Here is a 12,558-nt window from a genome sequence, read left to right as displayed (position 1 = left end):
GTGGATCCCGCGGCCGCCGTCGGTGCCGCGGGCGCTGCGGCCCGCGGTGGGGTGGCGGGAGCGCGCGGCGGTGGCGGCGGGCCGGCGGCGAGGAAGGCCGCGGGGGTACCGGTGAGTGTCCAGGCCGCCACGAGCGCCCCGATCCCGACGGCGGCCGTCACCGACGCGGCGGCGATCCTGGTGCGGGTGCCCAGCGAGGAGCCGGGCCGGCGCAGCAGCATCCCGACCGACACGGCGGCCCAGCCGAAGATCGCGAGCGTGGCGATGACCACCGCCCAGCGCTGCGACACGCGGATACGCCTCCTCTACGCGACCGCACCGTCCGATCATCAGGAGGCGCTCCCCGCACATCCTGCACCGCGCCCGGCGCCGCCCCGTGAGGTGGTGCGGGCGCTCGGGCGGGGGCTCAGTCGACGACGAGGCGCAGCAGGAGCCTGCGCAGCACCTCGCGTTCGGGGTCGTCGAGAGCGACGAGGAGGGTCTCGTCGAGCCTGCGGGCCGCCGGCTCGGCCTCGGCCAGGCGCCTGCGTCCGGCATCGGTCGTCACGACGAGCCGGGTGCGCCGGTCCCCGACGCTCGCCTCCCGGCGCACGAGGCCCTCGCGCTCGAGGTCGTCGACGATCGCGACGATGCCGCTCGGGTCGATCCCGAGCGTAATGCTGAGCTCCCGTTGGGTCCGGCCGACGGACACGGCGGCGAGGACGAGTACCGAGTAGTGGCGGCTGCGGAGCCCGTGGGGCTGCAGCTCGCGGTTCAGGTGCCGCACCACCTGGCCGCCCGCCCTCGCCAGGAGGTAGCTGATCTGGCTCGGACCCGGGAAGCCGGCTGCCTCTGGTGGCGACGGATCGGTCTTCGGCGGTGGCGTGCTGATGAGTCCTCCCCGGGCCTACGTGATCGGGGGCAACATCGTACTACCGCCCATCCCTTGATTTTCGCAACAGTTGTGGTTAACAAGGATAGGTGCGGCGAGCTCGCACAGCCGGGGCGTCCGGCGGGGGACCTGGGGGGTCCCGCCGGGCGTGCTCGCGGGGCCCGACCACAGATGTCGCCGCGAGATCCTGGAGTTCGCCCTTTACGCGACCGAAACACGGCCGAAACGCGGATCTCGCAATGATCAAGTCCGGCGCCGCGTGGTCGCGCGACGGACGCCGGTCGGGGGCCCGTTACGGCGTCCGGTGGACGCCGGGATCACACCGCTTCACCCTGGCGGATCCCCGCTCCGTCGCGGCATTCTCAGAGGCGATCATGACGGAACCAGGCAGGTTGGTCCCGATGTCCGGTCCCGGGCGCAGCGCGCAGCGCTGGCCCCGTGAATCGGTTTCGCCGTGGGCGAGCGATGAACTCGGCGCGTTCTGTCGGTCCTACCTCGTAGATTGGAACCAGATGATCCGGGCAGATCGCCCGGATCATGCGCCGTCCCGCTCCTCAGAAGGAATACCGTGACCAACCCCTCAGACCTGCTCGACTCCACGGCGCCGCCGCCCGACGTGCCGGGGAAGCTGTCCTCGCGCGACCGCACGGTGATCGGCGTTCTGCTCGTCTCGACGTTCGTCGTGATCCTCAACGAGACGATCATGAGCGTCGCCCTGCCGGTCCTCCTCACCGATCTTCAGGTGGAGGCCAGCGTGGGCCAGTGGCTCACCGCAGGGTTCCTCCTCACGATGTCCGTGGTCATTCCGGTCACCGGTTTCCTCATCCGCCGGGTGCCCACTCGACTGCTCTATGGGATCGCGATGTCCCTGTTCAGCGCGGGCACGCTCATCGCCGCGCTGGCGCCGGGCTTCGCGGTCCTGCTCGTCGGGCGCGTGGTCCAGGCCGGTGGCACCGCGATCATGCTCCCCCTGCTGATGACCACGGTGATGACGCTCGTGCCCCCCGCCCGCAGGGGTGCGCTGATGGGCAACATCTCGATCGTCATCTCGGTCGCGCCCGCGGTCGGCCCCACCGTTTCCGGGCTCGTGCTCAGCGTCCTCGGCTGGCGTTTCATGTTCTGGCTCGTGCTCCCGATCGCGCTCGTCGCGCTGGTGCTGGGACTGCGCCGGATGGTCGACATCGGCGAGCCGAGCCACACCCCGATCGACGTGCCCTCGATCGTGCTCTCGGCTCTGGGCTTCGGCGGTCTGGTCTACGGGCTGAGCACGATCGGCGAGTCGGCAGGAGGCACGTCGGAGGTCTTCGTCTGGATCTCGTTCGCCATCGGCATCGCCGGGCTGGCGGCCTTCGTCGCCCGCCAGATCGTGCTCCAGCGCACCGACCGCGCGCTGCTCGACCTGCGCACGTTCCGGTCGCGCACGTTCACCATCGCCACCGTGATGATGATGCTGATGATGGCCACGCTGCTCGGCGCCATCATCCTGCTGCCCATCTACCTGCAGAGCGTCCTGATGCTCACGCCGCTGGACACGGGCCTGCTGCTGCTGCCGGGCGGCCTGCTGATGGGCCTGCTCGGGCCGATCGTGGGCAGGCTGTACGACCGCTTCGGCGCCCGGGCACTCCTCGTCCCCGGCACCGTCGCCACCAGCGCGGCACTCTGGTCCACCACCATGTTCGGCGTCAGCACCCCGGTGGCGCTGGTGCTGGGCTTCCACCTGCTGCTCAGCATCGGGCTGGCCTTCGCCCTCACCCCGCTGTTCACCGCGGGGCTGGGCGCCGTGGCGCCGCACCTGTACTCCTACGGGAGTGCCATCTTCGGCACCACCCAGCAGCTCGCAGGCGCAGCCGGGGTCGCGCTGCTCGTGAGCGTGCTCAGCGTGCGCGCGGCCGACCTCGCCGGCCAGGGTGCGTCCCTGGTCGAGCAGACCGCGGGAGGCGTGCACACCGCTTTCGTCGTCGCCGCCGTGCTGTCCGTCTTCGCGGTGGCCGGCTCGTTCTTCTTCGGCCGCAAGGCGGTCGAGGGAGCCGGGGCGCCCGTGGTGGCAGCGCACTGACCTCGTGCTCCCCGGGCTGCCGGCGGTCGGCAGCCCGGGGAGCACGTGCGGCTCAACCGCCGTCGGCGCTGAGCCAGATGCCGTTCTTGGTCTGCACGAGGTCGAGGGAACGCGGGTCGACACAGCCCGAGTCGGCCCGGTGGGCGTCCCACAGCTGGGCGGTGTCGAAGACGTGCCCGCATCCCCTGGTGCGCCTGCAGCAGTGTGCCCGCTCCACCCCGACCCAGGACGAGCCACAGCAGGCCATCCGCAGCAGCTCCATGATCGGGGAGGCTACGAGGTGGCACCGGCAACCGGATGATCGGGACGGGGCGCCCCGTCCGGTCTCCGCGTCAGCGGCCGTGCGTGCTCGCGCTGCGGTACCCGGTGTAGGTGTAGGGGTTGTCGAGGATGCTCGTCTCGGGGACGTCGGGGTTCATGCCCTTCTCCCAGGCCTCCTCGCCCAGCGCCGACCGCAGGTGCTCCACGGTGGCCTCCACCTCGCGCTGCACCCCCTCCAGGTCGATCCCGACGAGCCGGTGGTCGCGCTTCACCACGCGCCCGTCCACCAGCACGGTGTGCACGTCGCCCCGCTGGGCCTGGAACGCGACGTGGCCGTAGGGGTTCAGGAGCGGGAACGACACGGGGGAGTGATCGTTCTTGAGCAGCACGATGTCGGCCTTCTTGCCGGTCTCGAGGCTGCCGAGGTCGCGGTCGCGGCCCAGTGCGCGGGCTCCCCCGCGGGTGGCCCACTCCACCACCTGCTGCGCGCGCAGCGAGACGTGCGTGACGGTCTCGCCCTTGGCGTGGGCCTCGAAGTGCTCCCGGGAGCGATCGGCTCCCAGGGTGGTGCGCATCGCCGAGAACAGGTCGCCGCTCCACCAGACGCTGGTGTCCATCGACAGCGACACCGGGATGTCGTGTGCGCGCAGGGCCCAGGTGGGGGGATAGCCCTGACCGGCGCTCTGCTCGCTCTCCGTGGAGACCGACACGGACCCGCCGGTGGCGGCGATGCGGTGGTAGGAGTCGGCCGAGAGCGTGGCGGCGTGCACGAAGACGCTCGACTCGTCGAGGAAGCCCGCCTCGTGGGCGAGCCGGATCCCGTCGTCGTTGGTGGCGCCCCAGACGCCGGCGTGGGTGGTGACGGGGACGCCGAGCTCGCGGGCCGCCTCGTACGCGGCCTTCTCGGGGAACGCCGGGTCGCCGGTGACGTCGAACGCGATCTGGAAGCCGAGCAGGTCGTCGGCGGCATCGATGTGACGCCGCGCGAAGGCCTGGAAGTCGGCGGACGTGGCCCACTCCCACGGCGCCTGCTGGATGTTGCCGTAGGCGAGGACGAACCGGCCCGGCACCGCCCGGAGGGCGTCCACCGCGGCCTCGGCGTGGCCGGTGGTCTGCAGCCCGTGTGACCAGTCGACGGTGGTGGTGACACCGGCGTCGATCGCCTCGACCGCGGCGAGCAGGTTGCCCGCGCGGACGTCCTGCGGCCGGAAGTGCTTCCCGGACTCGAGGTAGTACCAGACGAAGTACTGGGTGAGGGTCCAGTCGGCCCCGTAGCCGCGCATCGCGGTCTGCCACATGTGCCGGTGGGTGTCGATCATGCCCGGCATGACGATCCCGCCGCGCGCGTCGATCTCGGTGGTGCCCTCGGGCACGTCCAGGTCGGGCCCGACGGCGGCGATCCGGTCGTCGACGACCAGTACGTCGGCGCCGGGGAGCACCCGGCGCGCGTCGTCGAGGGTGAGCACGAGCCCACCGCGCAGTACCACCGGCCGGCGGGCGCCGGCATCCTGCGGCTCGCTCATGCAGTCACTCCTTCGGACCAGCGGACGAGCGTCCGCTTGGCGGCAGATGATATCCAGCCACTCTTGCCCAGGCCGGTCTGGGCTGTCAACGGAGCGCGGATCGCCGGGAGTCGGCCGGGGCGCGCGCCGTCCTGTCCGGGGGCCGGACACCCGTTACGCTGGAGCCTCGTCGCGTCGAGCGGAGGAGCGCACATGCCCCGGGCTGGCACCGGACCCGATTTCATCGAGGCGCTCGCACGGGGTCTGGAGGTGATCGCCGCCTTCCGGCCTGCCCGGCCGGCGATGTCGCTGACGGACGTGGCCACGGCCACCGGCCTCGCCCGTCCCACGGCCCGGCGGATCCTGCTGACGCTGGAGGAGCTGGGCTACGTCCGCGCGGGCGACGGGGGGTTCGCCCTCACCCCGCGCGTGCTGGAGCTGGGCGTCGCCTACGTCCGGTCGACCAGTCTGTGGGACGTCGCGCGTCCGCACATGGAACGGCTGGTGGAGCGCACCAACGAGTCGAGCTCCATCGCGCAGCTGGACGGGTCGGACATCGTCTACGTCGCGCGCGTCGCGGTGCCGAAGATCGTGGGGCTGTCGGTGCAGATCGGCACCCGGTTCCCGGCGCTGGTGACGTCGCTGGGCAAGGTGCTGCTCGCCGCGCTGCCGACCGAGGAGCTGGAGCGCGTGCTCGAGCAGCCCACGCGCTCGGGGCTCACGCCACGGTGGCGGCCCGACCGCGAGCAGCGCGACGCGGAGCTGCGTGAGGTGCGGGCCAGGGGGTGGGCGCTCACCGACGAGCAGCTCGCGCTGGGTATCCGGTCGGTGGCCGCGCCCGTGCGCGACGGGACGGGCGCGGTGGTGGCGAGCATCAACGTCAACACCCACGCGGCCGAGACCCCGGTCGACCACCTGCTCGACGTGCACCTGCCGCTGCTGCTGCAGACCGCCGGGGAGATCAGCGCCGACTTCGCCCGGCTCGACACGGTGCCGCACCTGGTCCGGCCCGCCGCGTCCTGACTCGCGGCGTCCCGGGCGCTGCGTCCTGGGTCACCGCAGGGGTGCCGGCCCTTGACGCACCTCGTGCAGCTGCAAGGATCGGGACCACGACGGACAGATGTCCGCATGACGGACAGGGAGGCCGATTCGATGTCAAACGGTGCGCCGCAGGGCGCAGGCGCGGCCGGACCGCTGGCCGGGGTGCTCGTCGCCGACTTCTCGCGGGTCCTCGCCGGCCCGTACGCCACGATGCTGCTGGCCGACATGGGCGCGGAGGTCGTCAAGGTCGAGGGACCGGAGGGCGACGAGACCCGCACATGGACCCCGCCGGTGCGGGAGGGCGTGTCCACCTACTACCTCGGCGTGAACCGCGGGAAGCGGTCGGTGGCGCTCGACCTTCGCGACGAGGGTGACGCCGCACTGGCCCAGGAGCTGGCCCGCCGCGCCGACGTCGTGATCGAGAACTTCAAGCCGGGCGGCCTCGCGAAGTTCGGGCTCGACTTCGCGTCCGTCAGCGCGGCGAACCCCGGGGTCGTCTACGCCTCGATCAGCGGGTTCGGCTCCGGGAAGGGCGCTCACGTCCCCGGTTACGACCTCATGGTGCAGGCCATCTCCGGACTGATGAGCCTCACCGGCGACCCGGACGGTCCGCCGTACCGGGCCGGGATCTCGGTCTTCGACGTGATGGCGGGCAACCACGCGGTGATCGGGATCCTCGCCGCGCTGCGCCACCGCGACGCCACCGGGCAGGGGCAGCACGTGGAGGTCAACCTGCTCTCCTCGGCGCTCACCGGCCTGGTCAACCACAGTTCGGCGTTCGCGGCGGGCGGCGTGGTGCCCTTCCGCATGGGCAACGCCCACCCGAGCGTCTTCCCGTACGAGCCGCTGCCGACCGCCGACGACGACCTCATCGTGGCCGCGCCCAACGACCGGCAGTTCCGCAAGCTGTGCGAGGTGCTCGGGATCCCCGAGGTGCCGGACGACCCGCGGTTCGCGCACAACGCCGACCGCACCGCCAACCGCGAGGAGCTGCGCCCGATCCTGGTCGAGCGGCTCGCGCAGCGCACGGCCACGGAGTGGTTCGACGCGCTGGTGGCGGTCGGGGTGCCCTGCGGGCCGATCCAGACGATCGACGGCGGGTTCGCGATGGCCGAGCGGTTCGGCCTGGACCCGGTGGTGCAGGCCGGGGAGGGCGAGCGCGCGGTGCCCACCACCCGGCACCCGATCCGGTTCTCGGCCACGCCCGCCCGCTACGAGCTGCCGCCCCCCGGTCTGGACGAGCACGGCACGCAGCTGCGGGCGTGGCTCTCGGCCCCGCATTCCGGCCCGGTCCCGACCGGCGTTGCACAGGAGGACGCCCGTGGCTGAGCAGCCGAGCTACCCGACGGCGCTGGGCGCGTCGGACCCGACCACGATCAGGCTGCTGGGCACGGACCTCGCCGCCGACGTCATGGGCGAGGTCGGGTTCGGCGAGCTGGCGTTCTGGCTGGCCACCCAGGAGCGCCCGACCCCCGGCCAGGTGCGCGTGTTCGAGGCGGTGCTCGCGGCACTGGCCGACCACGGCTTCACCCCGACGGCGATCGTCACGCGGCTGACGTACCTGTCGGCTCCCGACTCGATCCAGGGCGCGCTCGCCGCCGGACTGCTCGGTGGCGGGTCGCGGTTCCTCGGGGTCACCGAGGACACCGGCCGGTTCCTGCACGACGTGCTCGCCGGGGAGGAGCAGCTCCCCGCCGTCGACGACGCCGCCGGCTGGGACGCCCTCGCACTGGAGACCGTGCGGGCCCAGCGGGCGGCGAAGCGGTTCGTCCCCGGCCTCGGGCACCACGTGCACAAGGAGGGCGACCCGCGCACGCCGCGGCTGATGCAGATCGCCCGCGAGGAGGGGCAGTTCGGGCCGCACCTGGCGCTCTTCGAGGCCATCGGGCGGGTGCACCCCCAGGTGCTCGGCCGGACGCTGCCGCTCAACGGCGCCGGTGTCTGCGGTGCCGCGCTGGCCGATCTCGGGCTGCCGCTGCCGCTGCTGCGCGGGTTCGCGCTGCTCGCGCGCACCGCCGGGTTGATCGGACAGCTCGCGGAGGAGCTGCGGCACCCGGTGGCCAACGACATCTTCCTGTCGGTGGACCTGAACAACCGTTCCGTCGCCCCCGACCCGTGGACGGACGGGACGCCGTGAGCGGGTCGCGCGCCGCCGTCGTCGAGACGCCCGGCGAACCGCCCCGGGTGGTCGACCGGGACGTCCCCGCGCCCGCTGCCGGCGAGCTGCTGGTGGCCGTGCGGGCGGCCCCGATCACGCCGCTCGACCTGCTCTGCGCGTCGGGCACCTCGTACTTCGGCCGTCCGCAGACCCCGTACGTGCCCGGGGTGCAGGGCGTCGGTGTCGTGGAGCAGGGTAGCGCCACGGTCCCCGCGGGTACGACCGTGTGGTTCGCCACCTCGGCCGGGATGCGCCCCGGCGACGGGAGCATGCGCGCACTCGCCCCCGTCGCCGAGTCCGACGTCGTGGCGCTGCCGGCCGGGGCCGACCCCGGGCTGGTGGCCGGGCTGGGGCTGTCCGCCGTCGCGGCGTGGATGGCGCTGACGTGGCGGGGCCGGCTGGCGGCGGGTGAGCAGGTGCTCGTCCTCGGCGCCGGTGGTGTGGTGGGGCAGGCCGGTGTGCAGCTGGCCCGCGCGGCCGGCGCCCGTCGGGTCGTGGCGGCGGCCCGCTCGGAGCAGGCGCGTGAGCAGGCGCTGGGCCTCGGCGCGGACGCCGTCGTCGCGCTGGCCGCCGACGACACCGTCGAGAGCCTGGCCGAGCGCATGCGCGCGGCCTGCGACGGCCCGCTCGACCTCGTGCTCGACCCGCTGTTCGGCATCCCCGCCGCCGCGGCGCTGCGCACCCTGCGGACCGGGGGCCGGCTGGTCAACCTCGGCAGCTCGGCGAGTGAGACGTCACCCATCGACTCCTCCACATTGCGGAGCAGACTGGTGGACGTGCTCGGCTACACCAACAACGAGCTGACCGCGCAGCAACGGGCCGACGCGCTCACCCGCGTCGTCACCGAGGCCGTCGAGGGCAGGCTCACCGTGGTGCACGAGCTGGTGCCGCTCGCCGATGCTCCGTCGGCGTGGGCCCGGCAGGCGCAGGGCCGGGCGACCGGCCGGATCGTCCTGACCCCCTGAGACCGCCGACCCGAGACGGTCGGCACCGAGAACCACTGACACCGAGCCCCGGAGGCCCCGTGACCGCTCTGCCACTGCTCCCGACATCGCTGGTCGGCAGCTACGCCCAGCCGGACTGGCTGATCGACCGGGCCAAGCTCGCCGGCCGGTTCCCGCCGCGGGTACGGGCGAAGGAGCTGTGGCGGGTGGAGCCCGCGCTGCTCGCCCAGGCCCAGGACGACGCCACCGAGCTCGCCATCAGGGCGCAGGAGCGGGCGGGGCTCGACCTGCTGACCGACGGGGAGATCCGCCGGGAGAGCTACTCCAACCACTTCGCCACGGCGCTGGACGGCGTGGACGTCGACAACCCGGGCACGGCGCTGGACCGCAGCGGGCACCCCAACCCCGTGCCGCGGATCACCGGGCCGATCCACCGGCCCCACCCCGTGCAGGTGCGCGACCTGGAGTTCCTCCGGGCCAACACGGACCGGCCGGTGAAGATCACGGTGCCCGGGCCGTTCACGATGAGCCAGCAGGCGCAGAACGACCACTACCCCGACCTGGAGTCGGCCGCGATGGGCTACGCCGCCGCCGTCAACGCGGAGATCAAGGACCTGTTCGCGGCGGGCGCCGACGTCGTGCAGATCGACGAGCCCTACATGCAGGCCCGCCCGGACGCCGCCCGCGCCTACGGCCTCGCCGCGCTGAACGCTGCGCTCGACGGCGTCACCGGCACCACCGCGGTGCACATCTGCTTCGGCTACGCCGCGATCATCCACGAGCGCCCGGAGGGGTACTCGTTCCTGCCCGAGCTGGCCGGTTCCCCGGTGCGGCAGGTCTCGATCGAGACGGCGCAGTCGGGGCTCGACCTCGGCGTGCTGGCCGACCTCGCCGACAAGACCGTCATCCTCGGGGTGATCGACCTGTCGACCCCCGACGTGGAGACCCCGGAGGTCGTGGCCGGCCGCGTCCGCGGGGCGTTCCGCCACCTGCCGCCGGAGCAGCTCGTGATCGCCCCGGACTGCGGGATGAAGTACCTGCCGCGGGACTCCGCCGCAGGCAAGATGCGCGCAATGGCGGGCGCAGCCGCGCTCCTGCGCAGCGAGATCCAGGAGGGACGCTGACATGCAGCTGGTCACCGAGGACAACATCACCGAGCTCGCCGCGACGCGCTGGGGCACCGCGCACGACCCGCGTACGGCCGAGATCATGACCGCACTGGTCCGGCACCTGCACGACTTCGCCCGCGAGGTGCGGCTCACCGAGGCCGAGTGGATGGCCGCGATCCAGTGGCTCACCCGCACCGGGCAGATCAGCGACGAGAAGCGCGAGGAGTTTATCCTCGCCTCCGACGTGCTGGGGCTGTCGATGCTGGTGGTCCAGATGAACCACCACTTCGACGAGGCCGCCACCCCCGCCACCGTGCTGGGCCCGTTCCACATCGAGGGGTCCCCGGAGCTGGAGTACGGCGCCGACATGTCCGAGGGCATCCCGGGCACACCGTTGTACGTGCACGGCACCGTCCGCGACCTCGACGGCAAGCCGGTGGGCGACGCCGTGCTCGACGTGTGGCAGGCCGACACCGAGGGCGCCTACGAGGCGCAGCTCGAGGTCGACGAGGCGCGGCTGCGGGCGAAGTACACCACGCGTGAGGACGGCTCGTACTGCGTGCGCACCATCGCGCCGCTGGGCTACGCCATCCCCATGGACGGGCCGGTGGGTGACCTGATCTCCCGCACCGACATCAGCCACTTCCGCCCGGCGCACGTCCACTTCCTCATCAACGTCCCCGGCTACGAGCCCCTGATCACGCACCTGTTCCAGGAGGGTGCGCCGTACCTCGACAGCGACGTGGTGTTCGGCACGAAGCAGGAGCTCGTCGTCGCCTTCACGAAGCACGAGCCCGGCCCGACCCCGGACGGCGGAGAGTCCGCGGTTCCGTTCCTGACCGCCGAGTACCAGTTCGTGCTGCAGCCGAGCAGCTGATCCCGGCTCGGCACTGCCGGGCGCAATCGTCTGCTACACCACTCGTCTTGATGGCATATCATCTGTTGGTAAGCCAGCTACCTGACGCGGTGACGACACGTCCCGGGAGAGTCGAGGCGACCCATGGCCGACTATGGCCACGACCTGCTGTTCGGCACGTTCCTGACACCCGCCGCCGAGCAGGCCGACCGGGTCGTCGGGCTCGCCCGGCTCACCGAGCAGGCCGGCCTCGACCTGGTGACGGTGCAGGACCATCCGTACCAGGCCAGGTTCCTGGACACGTGGACCCTGCTGTCGGTGATCGCCGCGAGCACGACGACGCTGCGCGTGGCGCCGAACGTGGCGAACCTGCCGTTGCGGCCGCCCGCAGTGCTCGCGCGCAGCGTGGCCTCGCTGGATCTTCTCAGCGGGGGCCGCGTCGAGCTCGGGCTCGGCGCGGGCGCATTCCGGGACGCGATCGCCGCGATGGGCGGCGCGCGGCTGACCCCGGGGGAGAGCATCGGGGCCCTCGCGGAGGGCATCGAGATCATCCGGGCGATGTGGTCGGTGGACGGCGGCGCGGTGCGGGTGGACGGGACCCACCACCGGGTGTGGGGCGCCCACCCCGGTCCCGCGCCCGCGCACGACGTGGGCATCTGGCTCGGGGCCTACAAGGAGCGGATGCTCGCTCTGACCGGCCGGCTGGCGGACGGCTGGCTGCCGAGCAGCCCCTATCTCGCTCCGGACGCCCTCCCCGCGGCGAACGCGGCGATCGACGAGGCCGCGGTGGCCGCCGGACGCTCGCCGTCCGACGTCCGACGGCTCTACAACATCGGCGGTGACTTCACCGGCAGCGGCACCGGCTTCCTGCAGGGGCCGGCGCCGGTGTGGGCCGAGCAGCTCGCGGAGCTGACCCTGACCCACGGGATGAGCGCCTACATCGTCATGGGCGACGACCCCGAGGTCATCCAGCGGTTCGCCGCCGAGGTGGCTCCCGCCGTGCGGGAGCTCGTCGGCGCCGAGCGAAGGCGCCCGGCGCCGTCCGGGCCCGCCGTCGCCGCGGAACAGCCCGGCGACACCGGAGCGGAACGGCCCCGCACGTCCGTCGTGGCCCCGCCGCGCACCAGGGTGCAGAGCTCCGGGCTGGGGGCCGTCCCCACTCCGGACGACGGCACCCGCCGCAGTGACGTACGGGTCTGGGACGAGTCGGCCCGCCCCACCGGCCCCGCGCCCGATCCGGACCGGACCTACACGGCCCACGAGCAGGCCGCGGGCCGGCACCTGATCGAGGTGCACGACGGTCTGCGCGCCGAGCTGCGGCAGGTGCACGACCTCCTGGACCAGGTGACGGCCGGAACCATGGATCCCGGCACCGCGCGGTCCCACATCAACACCATGACGATGCGCCAGAACAACTGGACCCTCGGCACGTACTGCGAGTCGTACTGCCGGATCGTCACCGTGCACCACACGCTGGAGGACCGGAGCCTGTTCCCGCACCTGCGGCGCGCCGACCGCCGGCTCGAACCGGTGATCGACCGGCTCGCGGAGGAGCACCAGGTCATCCACGGTGTCCTCGAGGGAGTCGACCGCGCACTCGTCTCGTTCGTGAGCGGGCCGGACGGGGTGAAGGAGCTGCGCGCCGCCGTCGACCTGCTGACCGACACCCTGCTGTCGCACCTGTCGTACGAGGAACGGGAGCTGGTGGAGCCCCTCGCGCGGCTGGGCTTCTCCTGACGGGGCGGCAGAGGCAGAATCCG

At 72.8% G+C, this 12,558-nt stretch carries 12 protein-coding genes; 8 read left to right on the top strand and 4 right to left on the bottom strand.

Going from position 1 to position 12,558, the window contains the following annotated elements:
• Together HF577_RS26505 and HF577_RS26500 are read right to left on the bottom strand one after the other, a co-directional pair.
• On the bottom strand, positions 1–290 hold a 290-nt coding region (locus HF577_RS26505), incomplete at its 3' end, for a hypothetical protein (protein ID WP_211174865.1).
• Positions 291–406: 116 nt separating this feature from the next.
• Entirely contained in the window at positions 407–769 is a 363-nt protein-coding gene (locus tag HF577_RS26500) for a MarR family winged helix-turn-helix transcriptional regulator (protein WP_312859400.1), read from the bottom strand.
• 670 nt (positions 770–1,439) lie between these two features.
• Here HF577_RS26500 and HF577_RS26495 point away from each other — a divergent pair.
• Positions 1,440–2,927 (top strand): DHA2 family efflux MFS transporter permease subunit, encoded by a 1,488-nt coding sequence (locus HF577_RS26495; RefSeq protein ID WP_169398673.1) that lies wholly within the window; start codon positions 1,440–1,442, stop codon positions 2,925–2,927.
• 52 nt (positions 2,928–2,979) lie between these two features.
• Here HF577_RS26495 and HF577_RS26490 read toward each other — a convergent pair whose 3' ends face one another.
• A complete protein-coding gene (locus HF577_RS26490) occupies positions 2,980–3,189 on the bottom strand; it encodes an FDXHR family putative zinc-binding protein (protein ID WP_169398672.1) in 210 nt (69 codons plus the stop codon).
• A gap of 70 nt (positions 3,190–3,259) precedes the next feature.
• Positions 3,260–4,711, bottom strand: a complete 1,452-nt coding sequence (locus HF577_RS26485) for an amidohydrolase family protein (RefSeq protein WP_169398671.1) — start codon at positions 4,709–4,711, stop codon at positions 3,260–3,262.
• 192 nt (positions 4,712–4,903) lie between these two features.
• On the opposite strand from HF577_RS26485, the gene HF577_RS26480 reads away from it, so the two are divergent.
• The 7 genes from HF577_RS26480 to HF577_RS26450 all read left to right on the top strand — a co-directional run bounded on the left by HF577_RS26480 (position 4,904) and on the right by HF577_RS26450 (position 12,535).
• Positions 4,904–5,713, top strand: a complete 810-nt coding sequence (locus HF577_RS26480) for an IclR family transcriptional regulator domain-containing protein (protein ID WP_169398670.1) — start codon at positions 4,904–4,906, stop codon at positions 5,711–5,713.
• Between the two features lie 129 nt (positions 5,714–5,842).
• Positions 5,843–7,060, top strand: a complete 1,218-nt coding sequence (locus HF577_RS26475; RefSeq protein WP_169398669.1) for a CaiB/BaiF CoA transferase family protein — start codon at positions 5,843–5,845, stop codon at positions 7,058–7,060.
• Positions 7,053–7,868 carry a citryl-CoA lyase gene (locus HF577_RS26470; RefSeq protein WP_169398668.1) on the top strand — a complete coding sequence of 272 codons (816 nt, stop codon included), beginning with the start codon at positions 7,053–7,055 and terminating at the stop codon, positions 7,866–7,868. Before HF577_RS26475 ends, HF577_RS26470 begins: the two co-directional genes overlap by 8 nt.
• A complete protein-coding gene (locus tag HF577_RS39850) occupies positions 7,865–8,854 on the top strand; it encodes a zinc-binding alcohol dehydrogenase family protein (RefSeq protein WP_312859399.1) in 990 nt (329 codons plus the stop codon). The genes HF577_RS26470 and HF577_RS39850 overlap by 4 nt, the downstream gene beginning before the upstream one ends.
• A gap of 59 nt (positions 8,855–8,913) precedes the next feature.
• Entirely contained in the window at positions 8,914–9,957 is a 1,044-nt protein-coding gene (locus HF577_RS26460) for a uroporphyrinogen decarboxylase family protein (protein WP_169398667.1), read from the top strand.
• A gap of 1 nt (position 9,958) precedes the next feature.
• Positions 9,959–10,819, top strand: a complete 861-nt coding sequence (locus HF577_RS26455; RefSeq protein ID WP_169398666.1) for a dioxygenase family protein — start codon at positions 9,959–9,961, stop codon at positions 10,817–10,819.
• A 123-nt stretch (positions 10,820–10,942) separates the two neighbouring features.
• Positions 10,943–12,535, top strand: coding sequence for an LLM class flavin-dependent oxidoreductase (locus HF577_RS26450; RefSeq protein ID WP_169398665.1), 1,593 nt, complete (start codon positions 10,943–10,945; stop codon positions 12,533–12,535).
• The last annotated feature ends 23 nt before the right edge of the window (positions 12,536–12,558 follow it).

Source organism: Pseudonocardia xinjiangensis (genome assembly GCF_012911925.1).
GTDB classification, from domain to species: domain Bacteria; phylum Actinomycetota; class Actinomycetes; order Mycobacteriales; family Pseudonocardiaceae; genus Pseudonocardia; species Pseudonocardia xinjiangensis.
Note: the sequence above shows the minus strand (reverse complement) of the source record. Positions and strands in the feature narration are given on the sequence as shown.